This window comes from Paenibacillus sp. JZ16 (assembly GCF_015326965.1).
In the GTDB taxonomy this organism is placed as follows: domain Bacteria; phylum Bacillota; class Bacilli; order Paenibacillales; family Paenibacillaceae; genus Paenibacillus_AQ.
This window is the reverse complement of sequence record NZ_CP017659.1, coordinates 7,070,894-7,089,495: the sequence shown is the minus strand read 5'-3', so window position 1 is coordinate 7,089,495 and position 18,602 is coordinate 7,070,894. Positions and strand designations below refer to the sequence as shown.

At 49.3% G+C, this 18,602-nt stretch carries 14 protein-coding genes; 5 read left to right on the top strand and 9 right to left on the bottom strand.

Translation table 11 applies throughout. From position 1 onward, the window contains the following. Positions 1–41 precede the first annotated feature (41 nt). Positions 42–1,844, bottom strand: a complete 1,803-nt coding sequence (pepF, locus tag BJP58_RS31810) for an oligoendopeptidase F (protein ID WP_194542001.1) — start codon at positions 1,842–1,844, stop codon at positions 42–44. A gap of 558 nt (positions 1,845–2,402) precedes the next feature. Here pepF and BJP58_RS31805 point away from each other — a divergent pair. From BJP58_RS31805 to BJP58_RS31785, 5 genes are all read left to right on the top strand, one after another. Next, complete coding sequence (locus BJP58_RS31805; protein WP_194542000.1) at positions 2,403–4,364, top strand: endonuclease MutS2; 1,962 nt, start codon at positions 2,403–2,405, stop codon at positions 4,362–4,364. A 70-nt stretch (positions 4,365–4,434) separates the two neighbouring features. Beyond that, the gene (locus BJP58_RS31800) at positions 4,435–4,953 is read left to right on the top strand and encodes a GNAT family N-acetyltransferase (protein WP_194541999.1); all 519 of its coding nucleotides are present in this window, start codon (positions 4,435–4,437) and stop codon (positions 4,951–4,953) included. 124 nt (positions 4,954–5,077) lie between these two features. Beyond that, a complete protein-coding gene (locus BJP58_RS31795; protein WP_194541998.1) occupies positions 5,078–5,941 on the top strand; it encodes a class I SAM-dependent methyltransferase in 864 nt (287 codons plus the stop codon). 4 nt (positions 5,942–5,945) lie between these two features. Further along, a complete protein-coding gene (locus BJP58_RS31790) occupies positions 5,946–6,665 on the top strand; it encodes an RluA family pseudouridine synthase (protein ID WP_194541997.1) in 720 nt (239 codons plus the stop codon). Positions 6,666–7,062: 397 nt separating this feature from the next. Continuing rightward, positions 7,063–8,424, top strand: a complete 1,362-nt coding sequence (locus tag BJP58_RS31785) for a lytic polysaccharide monooxygenase (protein WP_194541996.1) — start codon at positions 7,063–7,065, stop codon at positions 8,422–8,424. A 156-nt stretch (positions 8,425–8,580) separates the two neighbouring features. Here the strand turns inward: BJP58_RS31785 and BJP58_RS31780 are convergent, their stop codons facing one another. The 8 genes from BJP58_RS31780 to BJP58_RS31745 form a co-directional block, all read right to left on the bottom strand. Beyond that, positions 8,581–9,012, bottom strand: a complete 432-nt coding sequence (locus tag BJP58_RS31780; RefSeq protein WP_194541995.1) for a MarR family transcriptional regulator — start codon at positions 9,010–9,012, stop codon at positions 8,581–8,583. Between the two features lie 420 nt (positions 9,013–9,432). Beyond that, entirely contained in the window at positions 9,433–11,892 is a 2,460-nt protein-coding gene (gyrA, locus tag BJP58_RS31775) for a DNA gyrase subunit A (protein WP_194541994.1), read from the bottom strand. Between the two features lie 11 nt (positions 11,893–11,903). Beyond that, positions 11,904–13,883 carry a DNA topoisomerase IV subunit B gene (gene parE / locus BJP58_RS31770; protein ID WP_194541993.1) on the bottom strand — a complete coding sequence of 660 codons (1,980 nt, stop codon included), beginning with the start codon at positions 13,881–13,883 and terminating at the stop codon, positions 11,904–11,906. 115 nt (positions 13,884–13,998) lie between these two features. Beyond that, a complete protein-coding gene (locus BJP58_RS31765; RefSeq protein WP_071218334.1) occupies positions 13,999–14,988 on the bottom strand; it encodes an ABC transporter permease in 990 nt (329 codons plus the stop codon). Continuing rightward, positions 14,981–15,949 (bottom strand): ABC transporter ATP-binding protein, encoded by a 969-nt coding sequence (locus BJP58_RS31760; protein ID WP_194545132.1) that lies wholly within the window; start codon positions 15,947–15,949, stop codon positions 14,981–14,983. Before BJP58_RS31760 ends, BJP58_RS31765 begins: the two co-directional genes overlap by 8 nt. A gap of 36 nt (positions 15,950–15,985) precedes the next feature. Further along, positions 15,986–16,837, bottom strand: a complete 852-nt coding sequence (locus BJP58_RS31755; RefSeq protein WP_194541992.1) for a GDSL-type esterase/lipase family protein — start codon at positions 16,835–16,837, stop codon at positions 15,986–15,988. Between the two features lie 147 nt (positions 16,838–16,984). After that, positions 16,985–17,728: a CAP domain-containing protein gene (locus BJP58_RS31750; RefSeq protein WP_194541991.1), complete on the bottom strand. Its 744-nt coding sequence runs from the start codon at positions 17,726–17,728 to the stop codon at positions 16,985–16,987. A 353-nt stretch (positions 17,729–18,081) separates the two neighbouring features. Continuing rightward, positions 18,082–18,543, bottom strand: coding sequence for a GNAT family N-acetyltransferase (locus BJP58_RS31745; protein WP_071218337.1), 462 nt, complete (start codon positions 18,541–18,543; stop codon positions 18,082–18,084). Positions 18,544–18,602 lie beyond the last annotated feature (59 nt).

Below are 18,602 nucleotides of genomic sequence, written 5' to 3'. Positions count from 1 at the left end.
ATGAGCTGTGGACCACCCTTTTCCCATATATGCAAATGGTACTATTCCTCGTACAGGGACTCCAATTCGTCGACAAGCGATCCAACATATGCAACCGCTTTGGAGATCGGCTCGGAAGTGGACATATCGACCCCTGCCATAGCCATTAATTCCAGCGGACTCTTGCTGCCTCCGGCCTTGAGGACTTGGAGCCAGCGGTCTACAGCCGGTTGACCTTCCTCGCGAATCAATTGTGCTGCAGCTGTTGATGCGGTTAGTCCAGCGGCATACGTATATGGATAAAGACCCATATAATAATGCGGCTGTCGCATCCAGGTAAGCTTTGCTCCTTCATCGAGCTCAACCACGTCACCCCAGAAATCGGATAACACAGCACCTTTTAGCTCAGATAGCTTATCTGCGGTAATCGGCTCATCGGCCATCGCATGGCGGTATACCCGTCGCTGCATTTCCGCTTCCAGAAGGTGAGTCACATAGTTATGGTAATACGTGCTCAGAAGCTGAAGAATAACAGAGCGCCGCATCCGCTTATCCTCGGATTGACTGAGCAGGTGATCTGCCAGCAGCAGCTCGTTCATCGTGGAAGGCGCCTCGATAAAATACAAGGAAGGACGGGCGTTGGTGATACGCTGATGGTCCGCTGCCAGCATCAAATGACCAGCATGCCCGACTTCATGCGCTAAGGTGAAGGCATTTCGCATATTGTCCGCCCATGCCATCAGGATATAAGAATGCACTCCGTATACGGAGGAACAGAACGCTCCTGTAGACTTACCAATATTATCGGCATAATCCACCCAGCGCTTGGAGAACGCCGATTGAACGATCTCGCCGTATTCAGGACCCAGTATCGACAAGGCACTGGAAATCGTGGAGCACGCTTCTTCATAAGTAATGCTTGGATTGAAATCCGTGTCCATCGGCGCTTTCAAATCGCAGAACAGCATTTGATCCAGCCCGAGCACACGCTTCTTCAGCTTCATCAGTCTTCGCATATGCGGAGCTAACTCCGTCAGAATGGTATCATGAATGTTGTTGTACATCTCCATCGTCACTTGCTGCGGCTTCAGCAGCATGTCCGTTACGGAATCATACCCGCGAAGCCGGGACATCACCACCTGTTTCTTCACTTCGGTGGCGTATGCCTCGGCAAATGTATGGCGCGATCCCTGCAGTGACTTCGTGAACGAGGCATAGGCCTCGCGCCGAAGCTGCGTATCCTCTGACATTTCGTAAGAATTCTCGTACAGGCGGAACGAGACCGGCTTGGTTCCGTCATTCACTTGAATATCGTCAAAAGTCATATCCGACAGCTTGCTGCGCAAATAGATGCGGTAAGGGGAACCGAGCACCTCTCCCAGCGATGCCAACACGCTTTCCGTCTCAGGACTCAAGCGGTGAGGCTTCGATTCCAGCAGCAATGTCAAACTTCGGGCATAAGGAACAAGCCCGTCTTCCTTCGTTATGTATTGTTCGATGATTCCATCCTCGAGATCCAGCAGCTCCGATTCAATAAACGTCAGGGAAGATTGGATGCGTGAGAGAACATCGCCCGTTCTGGCCGAATTTGCCAGGTTGGCCGGATTGGTTCCGTCTTCCGATTGTCGTAATCTAGCATACGCCCCGACTTTGCTAATGCTCTCCATCAGAGCTTCCTGTTCGTTCAAGCACTCCAGAAGAACGGTCGCACCCTCTCCCAGCCTGCCTCTGAATCGAGTCAATTGAGCAGCTTGCGATTCAATCGCTTTTAATCCCGCTTCGAATGCTTCTTGCGAGACAAACAAATCATCCAGATTCCAAGTAGCCTCGATTGGAACCTCACTTCGTGTCAGCAATTTCCCCATGGATATAACTCCTCTCGTGTCTTGTCCTCTCATGATTGACGCCAGCAGTTACTATGGATAAGCAACTGTATAACAATTCCATCATATCACAGTTTTTTAAGGGATCGTATCCGCTTTTCGACCTTGACTTGTGACCCTATTTATGGATATAGTTATTTCATACTCTTATCTAAAGGAGAGATTTTGATGTCGGTGGTCGTTCTTAACTAACCAAATTTCATATGGATCGAAATGTAAAATTTTGGGCATTTCCTGTAAAGGGATATGTTTATTTTTTGATGGATTTTCATTTCGTCCGTTGAATTAGTTAAGAACTGCGGATATCAATGGAAGCCCCTTTAGGGTTTATTCAGATATGATATGGTCATCCGTGCTGAGTTCAGCACGGATTTTTTGGGTCTCCCCCTCCTTTTATTCAAAAGGGTTATTTGGAGCCGTCCCATAACGCCATGCCATCAGAATAACGATCTATGGGCGGAAAGCGAACCTTAGTAGTTCGCTTTCCGCCCTTTTTGTGTTGTATACCATCCATTTTATAGTCAAAGGAGAATGTAACCCATGAAACCCTTCGCATTAAACAAATTGGAGTACGAGAAAATACGCACCGAACTTGAACGCTTTGCCGTATCGTATCTGGGCGTCGAGCATATCCGGAAGATGGCCCCCCTCACCCAGATAAAAGCCATCCGCAACAAACTGAATGAAACGGAGGAAGCCAAAACCCTGCTCCAGACCGGAGCTAGCGTCCCTATTCCTTCACTGGAGGGCATTGAAATGATCCTGGATCTGCTCGGCACCGGTTACGTGCTGTCTGAGCGCGATTTCGGGAATATGGTCCAATATCTGAGAAGCTGCCGTCAGCTCATTCAGTATATGAAAGCCAAGGAGGGCATTGCTCCATTGATCAGTTCCTACGCCTCATCCATGCATGAACTGCGTCCACTTCTGTCCGAAATCGAACGCAGCATTCACGGGGGACGTGTTGTGGATAGCGCCAGCAAAGATTTGGCCAAAATCCGCAAAAAAATCATCGTAGCCGAGGAACGGATCAAGCGTAAGCTCGACAGCCTGATAAGCCGTTACAAAGGGATCATGCAAGAGCATGTCATCAGCAAGCGCGGAGATCGTTACGTGCTGCCCATCAAGAAGGAGCACCGTAAATCCGTGAATGGCTCGATTCTGGATGAATCGGCCAGCGGGCAGACGGTATTCATCGAGCCCTCCGACTTGCAGGGACTTCAGATGGAATTGAATTTCCTGCACGCCGATGAAGTCCGCGAAGAAACGAAGGTGCTGAGTGATTTGACTGCACTTGCCGAGCAATATCAATTCGAACTGAGAACCAATGCCGACATTGTTGGAATCTACGATTACATCATAGCCAGGGGCAAGTACGCCGTTTCCATCGGCGGGCGCAATGTAAGCCTGAACCAGGAGGGGGTCATCCATCTAAAATCCGCGGTGCATCCTTTAATCGGCTCCACGATGGTACCGCTGGACTTCTCTATCGGGGAGCGGTATAAAACCTTGATCATTACAGGGCCTAATACCGGCGGCAAAACTTCTGCTCTGAAGACGGTTGGTCTCATCACCGTTATGGTGCAATCCGGTCTGCTGGTTCCTGTCGCGGAAGGCAGCCATTGCTCCATCTTTGACGAGGTTTCCGTCGATATCGGAGATGGGCAGAGTTTGGAGCATGCCCTCAGCACGTTCTCTGCGCACATTCGCAACATCCGCGACATTTTGCAGACAGCCGGCCGGTCCACGCTTGTACTGCTCGATGAAATGGCTTCGGGAACGGATCCCGGTGAAGGCGTTGGATTGTCGATCGCCATCCTGGAGGAGTTGAGTCAACGTCAAGCAACGGTTGTGGTAACCACCCATTTTACCGAAATCAAAAATTTTGCCGAGCGCACCTCCGGCTTTGAGAATGCCCGCATGGAATTTGATGCTGACACACTCGAGCCGCTCTATCGTCTGCGGATTGGTGAAGCCGGGCACAGTTATGCCTTTGTCATTGCAGCGAAGCTGGGCATACCGGAGTCGATCATTGCCAGATCGCGGGAAATCACGGAAGCTGGAGCGGCAAGAGCTAACACGGCCCTTATCCAAAAGGTAAGCTCAGAGTCCGATGATAAGGCTGAAGAAACACGTCCGGAAGAATACGGTACGTTGCCGACAGACAAACAGGATAAGCTAATGAATGATGAAGATCATCAAGAAGAAGATTCTCCCTCTTCCCTCTATCAATTAGGCGATCGTGTCTATGTGCCTTATTTGAAACGAAGCGGAACCGTGTATGAAACCATCGACGGTAGAGGTAATATCGGTGTGATGATTCAGAAGGATAGACTGAAAATTAACCATAAACGGCTGAAGCCTTATATTGCAGCCAAGGATCTTTATCCGGAGGATTATGATCTTGATATTGTTTTTGAGAGCAAAGAGAACCGGAAGAAGCGTAAACTGATGAACCGCAAGCACGTTGAAGGACTGCAGATCGAAACGAAACCGGAATAACGAAACTCTTGTCGGTGGGTAGACCAGGATATCAATAAGAATGCTAAGGATTTTCGGAGGAGAGATTACGATGAACATACGTACAGAAACCAAGAACGATTATGAGAAGGTCCAAAACCTTCTCACTCAGGCTTTTCCCGGACAGGAAGAAGCGATTCTAGTGCGGCGGCTGTGGGAAGATAAAGACTTTCAAGGGGAATTATCAATCGTAGCGGAAGAAGATGGGATCATCAAGGGACATATTATGTTCAGCCGGTCTAGCCTTTTTGACGGGGTTCATAGGCATCACGTGGCTGCGCTAGGGCCGCTGGCCGTGCTTCCGGATTATCAACGACAAGGGATCGGCGGGAACTTGATTGAAGAAGGCAAACGGCGGTGTCTCTCGCATGGCTATCCACTTGTTTTTCTGTTCGGTCATCCGGCATATTATCCCCGTTACGGATTTGTGCAGGCCAGAGCCTATGGAATCGACATCACCCAATTTACGGTTTCCGATGAAGTGTTCATGGTTGCCGAGCTTCAGCCGGGCGCGCTCGGTCACCTGCATGGCGAATTCCGTTTCCACTCCGCTTTCGAAGATTTGGGGTAAGTCGAGCTTCAAAGTCCATATCATCCGAATAGGTTTGATCAAGCCGGGGAATCCTTGGTGGCATTCAGCTTCTGATATGTTGTACAATAAAATCTAAATGACTATTTGAAGGATGGTTTTCAACATGTATGTAGCTCAGGATTGGCAAGATTACGAGGTCATCGATACCGGAGGCGGAGACAAGCTGGAACGCTGGGGCGACGTGATTCTCAGACGTCCGGATCCGCAGATCATATGGCCGATTGAACGCGAAGATGGACAGTGGCGCAGTGTGCACGGACACTATCATCGCAGCTCGTCGGGCGGCGGGCAATGGGACATGAAAAAGCAGCTTCCGGACCGGTGGACCATCTCATACGACCAATTGAAATTTCATATTCGACCAACCAATTTTAAACATACCGGTTTGTTTCCGGAGCAGGCAGCCAACTGGCGCTGGATGATGGATAAGATCGCTTCTGCCGGACGTCCGGTCAGCGTGCTGAACCTGTTCGCCTATACCGGCGGAGCAACCGTCGCGGCCGCCTCGGCCGGAGCTCAGGTTGTACATGTGGATGCTGCGAAGGGGATGGTTCAATGGGCCAAGGAAAACGCGGCATTGTCCGGACTTGCCGACCGTCCTATCCGTTATATCACGGATGATGTGTTTAAATTCGTGCAACGGGAGCAGCGGCGGGGGAACAAATACGATGCGATCATTATGGACCCTCCATCTTATGGCCGCGGACCAAGTGGAGAAACGTGGAAGCTTGAGCAAAGCTTGTATCCCTTCCTCGAAAGCTGCATGAGCATCGTATCGGATAATCCGCTGTTCATGCTGATTAACTCCTATACAACCGGAATCTCCCCTACCGTTCTGAATAACATGCTGACCATGACCATGAAGCCGAAATACGGCGGTACCATCAGTGCGGGAGAGATCGGATTGCCGATTACCCGCTCCGGCATGAACCTGCCGTGCGGCATCCTGGGTCGATGGGAGTCCTGATTCAATGAACAAGCGGGAACCAGCAGCATATCCGGTTGTGCCGATTCTGTTCGAGGATAATCATGTGTTAGGAGTAACCAAGCCGGTAAACATCCCCTCCCAAGAGGATGCTACCGGCGATCCCGACATGCTGACCATTCTGAAACAGGACATTAAGGAGCGCTACAATAAACCGGGCAATGTATTTTTGGGATTGGTGCACCGTCTGGACCGTCCGGTTGGCGGAGCGATGGTGTTTGCCAAGACTTCCAAAGCCGCATCCCGATTATCGGAATCCGTCCGCAGTCGCAGCTTCCGCAAGCAATATGTGGCGGTCGTTCATGGGATTCCTTCGAAAACGTCAGGCCGGCTCGTAAATATGCTGTATAAGGATGTAAAAACCAACACCGTTCATGTCACCTCTAAAGGTACGGACGGGGCCAAGGAGGCCTTTCTGGATTACACCGTGCTCCAAACGTCCGAAGGCTTCAGCCTCGTCCTGATCGAGCTGCACACGGGCAGGCCGCACCAAATCCGTGTACAGCTGAGCCATGCGGGACATCCGCTGTTCGGAGATCAGAAGTATGGAAGCAAGGTGAACAAAGCTGGCCAGCAGATTGCCTTATGGTCCGTATTGGTCGGATTTCCTCATCCCGTTACCAAAGAGGAGATCTCCATTCGTTCCATGCCGCCCTCCGACTATCCCTGGAGCCTGTTCTCGATGGAGAAGCTGGCGTCCACATGATTGGTCCTATCCATAGAACTCAAAAAAACCGAAATCCAGCCTTGGATTTCGGTTTTTTTATACTTCTGTTTCATGATGGCAAATACTGTAATATTGTATCCCTCTACGATAATATATTATCCCTTTACTTTTATCAAAGAATGCCGAAAAATAGAAACTACATAGTTTAACATTTTTTAGATGATTTGTACAATCATGGTATAAACTCTGCTTGCGAGTTTATATAGATCAATGGTGCCAAGGAGGAGGATGATCAAAAGCTGTTCATGAATGGTTACACGGTCGGCTCGGTTGTTTATGATGTGTAACAGGGCAAGAAAACTCACAGCTCAGGGAGGTTTGATCAGCAACAAGTGTCCGCTGAATTTCACATTAAATATTCAAGGAGGTATTTGTTATGGATCAGGTTCAATATCAAACAAATCGCCGCTTGCATTTGAAACCGCTGTGGATTTTTTTAGGAAGCACGCTGTTGTTCTTCACCATCATGATCATCACGGCAAGCAGCGTCTCCGCTCATGGGTATATTGAATCACCAGCCAGTCGTGGTTATAAGTGTAAGCTCGGAGAGAACACCAACTGCGGCAGAATCATATATGAACCGCATTCCCTCGAGGGAAAAGGTAACTTCCCCGTCGGTGGACCGGCGGATGGTCAGATTGCTGGTGCTGGAATTTTTCACGAGCTCAATGAACAATCACCTACCCGCTGGAGTAAAGTGAACATGAATGGCGGACCCAATACATTTAAATGGGTGCTGACCGCAGCTCACGCCACATCCGATTGGAAATATTATATTACGAAAAAAGGCTGGGATTCCAGCAAACCCCTCGCACGCGCAGATCTCGAATTGTTCTGCTCCTTCAATGACGGTGGCAAACGTCCGCCGAACACCGTAACCCACACCTGTAATGTTCCTACCGACCGCACCGGCTACTATCTGATCTTGGCTGTGTGGGAGATCGCCGATACAGGCAACGCCTTCTATAACGTAATCGATGTGAACCTGAATAACGGCAGCGGAAATCAGGACACGCAAGCTCCAACCGTACCCGGTAACTTAAGATCCACAGGCGTCACCAGCACCAGCATCTCGCTCTCCTGGAACGCTGCCACGGATAATGTGGGGGTAACAGGTTATGAAATCTATCAAGGATCTAATCTAGTAACAACCGTATCAGGATCAACCTTAAGCCATACCGTCACCGGTCTGCAAGCGTCAACCTCCTATACCTTTACGGTAAAAGCACGCGATGGAGCAGGCAATGTCTCCACGGCGAGCAATCCGTTAACGATTGCCACATCCAATCCGGTACCGGACACTCAAGCTCCGACGGCTCCCGCCAATCTACGATCAGTCGGCTCTACTTCAACCAGCGTATCATTAGCCTGGAACAATTCCACGGATAATGTCGGCGTTAGCGGCTATGAGGTTTATCGGGGCACAACGCTGGTGACCACGGTATCCGGCGGCACGCTTTCCTATACGGTCGGCGGGTTATCACCCAACACAGCCTATAGCTTCACTGTTAAAGCTCGTGATGCGGCTGGCAACGTCTCCGCTGCAAGCAATGAACTGCAAGTTACCACGGCGGACGGCTCCACACCGGAAACTCCGGCTTGGGCACCAAACACTTCATACCAGCTAGGAGCCTTAGTCACATATGGCGACAACACCTATGAGTGCCGGCAAGCCCACACGTCCCTGCCTGGTTGGGAACCCTCCAACGTGCCGGCTTTATGGTTGCTTAAGTCATAATCTCAATACGTCATGTAAAGATTCGAAACGAGATATAACGATAATGTTCCATAAGTATAAAAATATGTAACAGCCCTCAAGGGTGAGCTGCCGTCTGCAGCCGCCCAGGGGGCTATTCTACGTTTAGAACGTTAGCTTTAGCTTTAGAACTTATACTTATACCTCAACCAGAACTTCCTTTGGAGCTGTACTAATCTTTCCTAACAGATAGACAAGCAGCTGCTGATTATGCGAGGATATGCGGTTCAAAATTTGGGAAAGGTACTCATCCCTAACCTGTAATCCGCGTGTATATTCCTCACGCCCTTTATAGGAAATCGTCACCCAGACGATCCGTCTGTCATTCGCGTCCCGTTCCCGTTTGATCAATCCATTCTTCTCCATCCGGTCCAATAGCATGGTTACGGCTGCCGGACTTGTGGCCAGGTAAGGAATGAAATCGGAAGGTTTCATTCGCTTTAATTCAGCAAGCACCTCCAGCACCATCAGTTGCGATTCCGTCAATGTCGGTGCTAATCCGGCTTCCATATGGAGCTTATAATCCTTGGCCAGCTTGGACCACACCTTGGCGAATTCGGCAGTATGCATATTTATCCCGTCCCTTCAATAATGCTGTCATGATCAAACATCGGATACCGTCCGTGGATGTTGCGCTGTACTTTTTGTGAATGGGTTTCGTTTGAACCCTAGTCATGATTCCATAATAGTTTATAGGATTAACTTTTCGCGGGCACCCTCTCAATATCCTTCTTTTTTCGTTAAAAAATATAATTTCCAATCAAGCGACAAAACCCGCCAACCCTTATATGACGGCGTTTTTCAAGGTTCACCCTACTTCGACACAGTCAGGCATATGTCAAATAGTATAAATAACAGCTCAAATGTTGCGGGAAACGCAAAATATAGCAAAAGCACCTCGACAAATATCATCGAAGGTGCTTTTCGTCCGTCTATCTTATCTTGTCCAAACTTGGAAATTTCCAAGAAAAGGATGTTACGCAATTTTGTTTAACTTTCTTTACCTGACTCCGCATGCGGAAGAGTTACCAGATCGACAATCCGTCCTTGCTTGCCAACTTCGGCAAGCAGTTTGCCTATCGATTTACGTTCCGCGATCGGAACTTTTTCGGTGTGAATCAGATGGGCTTGCCCGTCTTCGCTGTACGCCATAATCTGCAGCGGTTCACGGCAATAGAAAGCTCCGACAATGGCGCTGCCGTTAGGCTTCACCCGCTTGCCTTCCTTAAACTCAAACGTAGCCATGCCTTTTCCGCCGCGGCTTTGCGTCTGGTAATCCAACAGCAAGCTGCGCTTGCCATAGCCAAGATCCGTGATAGTCAAAATCTCACCCTCATCGTTCTCCACCCATAATGCCGCAACGACTTCATCCCCGTCACGGAGCTGAATTCCTCGAACCCCGCCGGAAACGCGTCCCATCGCGTTGACTTCCTGCTCATTAAACCGGATGCTCATCCCTTCTTTCGAGATTAGCACAATATCTTTATTGTTATCACTCACAACGACCTGGATAATGCTGTCTTCCGCAGCGACCTTGGCTGCAGCAACAGCGCCAGCCCGCTTGGTAACATACTCCTTGAGCTCTGTGCGCTTCACTTGACCTTTGCGGCTGACAAACACAAGCGACTTGCCCTCTTCTTCAAAGTTCGAAACCGGAATGACCGATACGATGTGATCCTCTTTCGGTACCTGAATCACGTTAACGATGGCCGTACCGGCATCTTTCCATTTGTATTCCGGAATCTGGTGAACCGGCAATAAGAAATACTGCCCACGGCTCGTGAATATAAGCAGATTCTCCAGGGTATTGACTTCAAACAGACGTGTGATGTAATCCCCTTCCTTAACGCCTGAGCTTTCCAGCTCACCGCCGCTTCGGGTGAAGGATAACATGCTGGTGCGCTTGATGTAGCCTTCATTAGACAGAGTTACGAGCACGTCCTCTGCGTTCACCAGCACTTCAAGATTAACCTTGATCTCTTCCACTTCTTCCTGAATGACAGAACGCCGGTCGATGCCGTATTTCTCGCGAATTTCAAGCAGCTCTTTGCGAATGACGGCAATCAGCTTCTTATCGCTGTCCAGTATCGCACGCAAGCCCTCGATTTTCTTCATTAACTCGTCCAGCTCTTTTTGCAGGGAATGAATTTCAAGGTTCGTAAGGCGGTATAATTGCAAGGTCAATATGGAATCGGCTTGTCTCTCCGTGAAACCGAACATCCATTGCAGATTGTTCTGGGCATCCTGGCGATTCTTGGACGCTTTGATCGCCGCAATGACCTCATCCAGGATATTTAAAGCCTTAACCAGGCCTTCCAATACGTGCGCCCGATCCTCTGCTTTCTCCAGCTCATACTGGGTCCGGTGCGTGACGACCTCACGCTGATGCTGGATATAGGCAGATAACATGTCTTTAAGCCCCAGCTGTTGAGGGGTTTTATTCACGATTGCAACCATATTGAAGTTGTACGTTATTTGCAGATCGGTTTTCTTGAACAAATAAGCAAGAATCCCGTTTGCGTCGGCATCCTTCTTCAGCTCAACGACGATGCGAAGTCCTTCTCGTCCGCTCTCATCGCGAACCTCGGCGATGCCCTCGACTTTTTTCTCCAGTCGTATGTTCTCCATCGTGGTAACAAGCCGTGACTTAACGACCTGATAAGGAATTTCCGTGATGACAATCTGCTGCTTGCCGCCGCGAAGCGATTCAATGTCCGTCTTCGACCGTAGATAAACGCGGCCTTTGCCTGTCCGATAGGCGTCCAAAATGCCTTCGCCGCCCATGATGATTCCGCTGGTCGGGAAGTCCGGACCTTTGATAAAGGTCATAATCTCCGCCAGCTCAATCTCCGGCTTCTGCATTACGGCAATACAAGCATCGATCACTTCCCGCAGATTGTGAGGCGGGATTTCAGTGGCAAAACCCGCGGATATCCCGCTAGCTCCGTTCACAAGCAGGTTTGGGTACCGTGAAGGCAGCACAACCGGTTCCTTGGCCGTGTTATCAAAATTATCCTTAAACAGTACGGTCCGCTTCTCGATATCCCGAAGCAGCTCCATGGCAATCGGCGATAGCCTTGCCTCGGTATAACGCATCGCTGCGGCGGGATCATCATCCTGGGAACCCCAGTTTCCGTGGCCGTCCACGAGCACATGTCCCATCTTCCATGGCTGAGCCATCCGAACCATACCTTCATAAATCGATGAGTCCCCGTGCGGATGGTAATTACCCATGACATCCCCGACGGTTTTCGCCGATTTACGGTATGGTTTATCCGGTGTGTTACCCGAATCGTACATGGCATACAGGATCCGGCGCTGAACGGGCTTCAGCCCGTCACGAACGTCCGGGATCGCTCGGTCCTGAATAATATACTTGGAATACCGGCCAAATCGATCACCTACGACCTCTTCCAGAAAAGCCGGCAAAAATTGCTCAGATAAACTCATTCCTTCACCTTCTATTCCTCAAACTCTGCGAAGTTGACATTTTCTACGATCCACCGTTTGCGGGGATCTACTTTATCTCCCATCAGCGTAGACACACGACGCTCCGCTTTGGCAGCATCATCGATTTGTACCTGCAGCAATGTCCGTGTTTCCGGGTTCATCGTCGTTTCCCATAATTGCTCCGGGTTCATCTCGCCCAGACCTTTGTAACGCTGCAGCTCAAAGTTTTTGAATTCCTTCAAATAATTAGCCAGCTGCTCATCCGTCCAGGCATACCGAACGGTTTCCAGCTTCCCGGATTTGCTGGCGATTTTATACAGAGGAGGCTGCGCAAGGTAGACGCGGCCTTCATCAATTAAAGGTTTCATGTATCTGTAGAAGAACGTAAGCAGCAGCACCTGAATATGAGCGCCATCCGTATCCGCATCCGTCATGATGATGATTTTCGAATAATTGCTGTCCCCGGCGGTAAACTCCGTACCGATCCCTGCACCAATGGCAGATACAATTGCTCGGTATTCATCATTCTTCAGGATGTCGGCCAGCTTCGATTTCTCCGGATTCATCGGTTTCCCTTTAAGAGGCAGTATAGCCTGGATTTTCGAATCCCGTCCCTGCTTCGCAGAACCGCCAGCGGAGTCCCCTTCGACTATAAACAATTCGGTTCTCGTAAAGTCCTTGGACTGCGCAGGCGTCAGCTTGCCGCCCAGATTGGAGCTTTCGCTTCGCTTCTTGCCGCTGCGCATCTCGTCCCTTGCTTTACGGGCCGCTTCACGCGCTTTGGAAGCCTGGATGGCCTTCTTCAGCAGCGTTTGTGCGATCTGCGGATTCTCCTCGAGGAAGATTTGCATCTTCTCGGTGACAATGCTGTCAACCGCACTGCGTGCAGAAGCGCTTCCCAGCTGGTCCTTGGTCTGTCCGACAAATTCGACCTCAGCCATCTTGACGCTGATCACGGTCATCATGCCTTCCCGAAGATCATTGCCTTCCAGGTTCTTGTCCTTTTCCTTCAAAAGATTGTTCTTGCGGGCATAATCATTCATGACACGGGTGTAAGCTGTCTTAAAACCCGTCTCATGCGTACCACCCCCGCGCGTCGGGATGGAGTTAACGAAAGAAGCCAACGTTTCGGTATATCCCGCATTATATTGAAGGGCGATTTCAACTTCGATATCATCCTTCTCCGCGTAAAAATGGATCACATCATGCAGCACGTCCTTGCCTTCATTCAGGAACTGAACGAACTGGCTTGCGCCGCCTTCATAGAAAAACTCTTCCCCGTTGCCGCTGCGCTCGTCTTTCAATACAATCCGGAGTCCGGAGTTCAGGAAGGCAATTTCCTGTAAGCGCTCTGCAAGCGTGTCGTAGTTCAGATGCGTTCCCGCGGTAAACACGCGCGCATCCGGTTTAAACGTAATCTTCGTCCCTGTTTTGTTCGTATTGCCAAGCACCTCAAGACCCGTTACAGGTTCCCCGACATGCTCTTTTCCTTTTTTGTCCTGCCAGTATTCAAATCGTTGGCGATGAATTTTACCGTCACGGTAAATTTCCACCTCCAGCCACTCGGACAGCGCATTGGTTACGGATGCGCCAACGCCATGAAGACCGCCGGACTTCTTATATCCGGAACCACCGAATTTACCGCCGGCATGCAAAATCGTAAATACAACCTGCGGGGTGGGGATGCCTGTCTTGTGCATTCCGGTTGGAATACCGCGTCCGTTGTCGTATACCGTCGCGGATCCGTCTTTATGCAATGTAATTTCAATTCTCGAGCAGTACTTGGCCAAATGCTCGTCTACGGCGTTGTCCACAATTTCCCATACCAGATGATGCAAGCCTGACGAGCTTGTGCTCCCTATGTACATGCCTGGCCGTTTGCGCACCGCAACGAGGCCTTCGAGCACTTGAATGTCGTCAGCATCGTATCCTGAACGGTTGTTACCGCCGTTCTTCGATGACTCTGCAAACATATCGATCTGTTCGACCATTCATGCTCCTCCTTCAATTTCACGTATCTCGTGTATTTCTATTTCTACATTTCAATATTTTAGAAGAACGCTGTTCCCTAAAAAATGCAAACAAATGTTTCATGCTTTGTCCATTTTAATTCAAGATATCCCTTCTCGTAAAGACACTGAATGAAACAATAACCGCACAAATGGCCCAGACGGCCAATACGGCAAGGGAAAAATTCAAAGTCATCCCCTCAATTGGCGGCAAATTGCCTGCTAAATAATTCGTTAAATTGAGGTTTACCATGAACAAATATTTCGCGCTGCTCCAGGCCGATGCCATATTCGTCAGAATATTTCCGGCAATCAATGCGGCCATCATGATCACAATGCTCGCCGCCGTGCTTCGAACCAGCACGGACACCATAAAAGCCAGCATACCGACGCATACGCCGACAAACCACACCAATCCACCCTGCATCAGCAAATACTTCCACTGTGGAACAGCATGAACGCCGGACATATCCACATCAGACCCAACAATTTGGAATCCCGTGAATACCGGTATGTCAAATCCCTTGTATCCGAAGGCTAGGCCGGAGATCAGATAGGCTATGACAAAGGTGGAAACGACAATAAGAGACGTAAACATGATCAAGGCGATCAGTTTGCTGAGCAGCACCTTCCATCGCTTCACAGGCCTTGTCAGCAGCATTTTGATGGTACCGGTCGTCCGTTCACCGGAGACGATATCCGAGGCGATAGCCATAATGAGCAGCGGGATAAACAGGGATATCGCATTATTCAAAAATTCCCGTGTAAACGTAACCCCGTTTGGTTGATTAGGATTCACATCATGCTGCAAATAATACTGCATTTGCTGAATAAAGATTTGCCTATATCGTTTCCATTCATCCGGCACCCTGTCACTGCTAAGCGAATTCTCATTATCCGTGATTCGCTGCTGAAGTTCAAGCCGCCAATCACTGTTGAACTTCTCCCGGCTCCGTTCAGCTGACTTCATCTGGGCATAAGTAAACATAGGAACCAGAACAAGAAGAACGAGAAGGACAACATAAAACCGCTTTCGTTTGATAATTTTGATGCACTCGTTTTTGATCAGGGGCAACAGGTTACTCAATACTCTCACCCTCCGTCATCTGCAGGAACAGCTGCTCCAGCGTAGGATTGATCCGATGAACCTCCCGGACCTGTACTCCCGCAGCTACCAGCCGTTCCACAGCTCTTGACGTGTATGTAGTGCTCATACGGGTCACAACAGCGTCCGGAGACATGCCTGCGAGCAAATTATCGTCGAGCACGTCCTCGGGGCGTTCGACGATGTGGCAATAATCCAGCTTTTGCAATATCCGTTTCCCTTGCACGGCGGGATTCAGATCCCAGATCACATGATCGCTGTTGCCGGCAATCAATTCTTCGACCTCGCCAACCGCAAGCACTCTTCCGCTGCTGATGATCGCCACGCGATCGCATAACAGCTGGATTTCGCTCAGCAGATGACTCGAGACAAAAACAGCCAACCCTTCCTCGGCTAACCGATGGATGAACTGCCGCATCTCTTTGATCCCTTTCGGATCAAGACCGTTTGTCGGCTCGTCAAGAATGAGCAGCCTCGGTCTGCCGAGCAGGGCTTGGGCTATCCCGAGCCGCTGCCGCATTCCCAGAGAATACGTGCTCACCTTGTCATGAATTCTTCGATCCAATCTCACCGTATCCACAACTTCCTGTATTCGCTGCTGGTCAATGCCGGGCTGCATTCGCGCAAAATGCTCAAGATTTTCCCACCCCGTCATATATGAATACATTTCAGGATTCTCCACGATGGAACCGATATAACGCAGCGCCTGCTCCTGCTGGCGGTTCACATCATAACCGCAGACCTCGATCTTGCCGGAGGTCGGTTTGATCAGATCAACCAGCATCCGGATCGTGGTCGTCTTTCCTGCCCCGTTCGGCCCCAAGAACCCGAAAATTTCGCCTGCGCGCACGTCGAACGACACATCATGTATAATCCATTTTCGACCGATTTTCTTTTTTACATGCTGGACAGATAACACGATTTCTTGAGCTTGTTCATTCATCGTTTTCCAACTCCCCATATGACATCCTCATCATGCCTAGAGCATACCCTCTACAATTCGATCCGCAATAGCCTGATATCCTTCCCCGTTCGGATGAAAATGGTCCGAGGACAGATACTCGCCCAGCTTGTGCTGAAACAGATCAAACGTAGGGACCAATGTCATATTGGGATCCCGGTTCACAATCTCCATGACCGAATGATTCCAGGCAGAGACCACGATATTGCCGGGTATGAGCAAATCCTCCAAATCGGAAAAAGGATGATAGAGACCGATATAAACGATTCGGGCATCCGGATTAATGGCGCGAATCTTCTCCAGAATCGCCTGCAGGCGTTCAGAGGCCTGCGGCAATGCGGCCATCAGCTTGGCAGGTTCGAGCTCCAACTCATCGGAATTCGCCGCCCCGTCCATCAGCCCGCTGCCTTGAAATATATCATTGCCTCCGATCGAAAGCATAATCACATTGGCTTGCTTCAAGGCATACTGTATTCCCTTGTCATCCAGCTTGGGAAGCAGTGCTTCGGTGGTCATTCCGTTTATGGCCAGATTTGCCAGCAGGCTCGCTGTTCGTCCATCGCCATTTAATTGATCCACGCTTCGGCGGACAAAACCGCTCCCGGTGTTGTCCCCTGTTCCCTTGGCCAGTGAATCTCCAATCGCAGTTACCTTTAAATCTTGGGGCAAAACCGGTTGTGACGGATCGCTCCCCGGCTGTTCCGGCGCTGTCTCTTCTTCGGACGCCTCGGATCCGCCACCGGTCAGCAAGGGCTGTCCTTGCGGATCATTAATATCTTTGAACGCATACATAAAACCGATAATGAGCACAATCGTTACAATAACCGACACGGAGGCAGTGATTCGCCATATCCATGCAGATGATTTCATGACATTCCCCCTACAAAACTCCTCATTACATTACCTTAAGACTTCTATATAAAATTTGCAAATCAAAACACGCAAAGAAGACTGCCCCGGACGCAATCTTTCGATGCGTGACCGGGGCAGCCTTTTCATATGAAACAAGATAAGTGCTTATTGACTGATGAATTCTTGAACCCAATATCCGTTATAATATCCAACACCGATCATGGTGAAATTCGGAGACAGGATGTTTTCACGATGACCTTGGCTATTCATCCAGGAGTTCATTACTTCTTGAGGCGTACGTTGCCCTTTAGCAATATTCTCGCCGGCATAGCCGTAAGAAATACCGTAAGCTTTCATCATATCAAATGGCGAACCATGTGTCGGTGAAGTGTGGCTGAAGTAATTGTTATTACTCATATCCTTCGCTTTATCCAGCGCTACGGTTGTTAGCTTAGCATGGACCGTGAGCGGCTTCAGACCTGCATTCGCACGTTCTTTGTTCACCAATGTGACAACCTCGGAAGCAAAATTCGATTGTTCCGTTGTACCCGCAGGCTCGGAAGGCTGGGACGGTTTTGTAGATGGAGCGCTAGTCTCAGGCTTGCTTGTTTCCGGTTTGCTGGTTTCAGGTTGCGTCGCTTCTGGTTTAGTGGTTTCTGGCTTGCTGGTTTGCGGAGTTTCAACAGGTTTGTCTGCCTGAGGTTTTTCCGTTTGCGGCTTCTGAACCACCCATTTAAACTGGGATTCAAAACCTTGGCTTTCCAGGAACTTCTGGATCTTTTGCTGCCAATTTACATAATTATTGCTCTCAGCAGGTGCTGCGGATGCCGTAGTGGGCAGCATGATACCGACAGCCAGTACAGCAGCAATGCTGCCGCCTGCGATTTTCTTTATCCAATGGTTGTTCATAAATGCTCATCTCCTATGCTCATAGTTGTGAGTTTGCTTGACCGCCCGTTCTAAGATGAATTTCAAGGGTGCTGGACGATCAAACAATAGTTACATTTTTGTAATCTCGTACGAACACATTGTAACACATTTGATACCTTGGGCAATCCTACAATTGTTGGAAAAGCGACCTTGAATTCCTACCTATACATAGGTGATCAAGTCGGCACTTGTCCCAGATCATATGTAGTGGTCGATGCCTGATTCAAGCGATGAATCTCTTTTTATATCGGTGGTCTTTCGATCGATTTTTAGGCCATGACAAAGAAAAAACCCATCCCAAAAATGGGATGGGTTCATGAAAAGCCCCTGGATTACAGCTTTTTACTAAACTGATATCCAGCCTTTTCAAATCCAATATGCTCATAAAATGCATGTGCGGGAGCAAGTTCTTCCCGGTTGCCGCTTGTGAGAAACAAGAGGTGGCTACCATGCTGTCTTCCCCATGTCTCTGCACCGCGAATCAATCTTTTGCCAATTCCTTGGCCGCGGTAGCTTGAGGTTACAATAACCGAAGTAATTTGAGTGACCGGTTCGGTCATAGTGAAGGATTTGACTTGACGAAGCATGATCATACCAACAACAACACCATCAACTTCAGCAATCAGATTGCCGTACAAAGGATTGTCGTTCATCGCTTCCATCCGTTCACGCATGACATTCAGCGTGGTCGGATAATTCAGTTCGCGCATCAAGGATGTGACAGCTTCCAAATCATTCTTCTCAAAGTTTCGAATCAGCAGTGCAGGCGCAGATAATACGCTTTCGATGCTCATTATACCCTCATGCTTCCCTTCTTCTATGAATTCTGAGTAAACTCTACTTCTATTTTGTA

Excerpts from the sequence above, each read along its gene's own strand:
- pepF (WP_194542001.1), bottom strand. The coding sequence starts at position 1,844 with ATGGGGAAATTGCTGACACGAAGTGAGGTTCCAATCGAGGCTACTTGG.
- BJP58_RS31805 (WP_194542000.1), top strand. The coding sequence starts at position 2,403 with ATGAAACCCTTCGCATTAAACAAATTGGAGTACGAGAAAATACGCACC.
- BJP58_RS31800 (WP_194541999.1), top strand. The coding sequence starts at position 4,435 with ATGAACATACGTACAGAAACCAAGAACGATTATGAGAAGGTCCAAAAC.
- BJP58_RS31795 (WP_194541998.1), top strand. The coding sequence starts at position 5,078 with ATGTATGTAGCTCAGGATTGGCAAGATTACGAGGTCATCGATACCGGA.
- BJP58_RS31790 (WP_194541997.1), top strand. The coding sequence starts at position 5,946 with ATGAACAAGCGGGAACCAGCAGCATATCCGGTTGTGCCGATTCTGTTC.
- BJP58_RS31785 (WP_194541996.1), top strand. The coding sequence starts at position 7,063 with ATGGATCAGGTTCAATATCAAACAAATCGCCGCTTGCATTTGAAACCG.
- BJP58_RS31780 (WP_194541995.1), bottom strand. The coding sequence starts at position 9,012 with ATGCATACTGCCGAATTCGCCAAGGTGTGGTCCAAGCTGGCCAAGGAT.
- gyrA (WP_194541994.1), bottom strand. The coding sequence starts at position 11,892 with ATGAGTTTATCTGAGCAATTTTTGCCGGCTTTTCTGGAAGAGGTCGTA.
- parE (WP_194541993.1), bottom strand. The coding sequence starts at position 13,883 with ATGGTCGAACAGATCGATATGTTTGCAGAGTCATCGAAGAACGGCGGT.
- BJP58_RS31760 (WP_194545132.1), bottom strand. The coding sequence starts at position 15,949 with ATGAATGAACAAGCTCAAGAAATCGTGTTATCTGTCCAGCATGTAAAA.
- BJP58_RS31755 (WP_194541992.1), bottom strand. The coding sequence starts at position 16,837 with ATGAAATCATCTGCATGGATATGGCGAATCACTGCCTCCGTGTCGGTT.
- BJP58_RS31750 (WP_194541991.1), bottom strand. The coding sequence starts at position 17,728 with ATGAACAACCATTGGATAAAGAAAATCGCAGGCGGCAGCATTGCTGCT.
- BJP58_RS31745 (WP_071218337.1), bottom strand. The coding sequence starts at position 18,543 with ATGAGCATCGAAAGCGTATTATCTGCGCCTGCACTGCTGATTCGAAAC.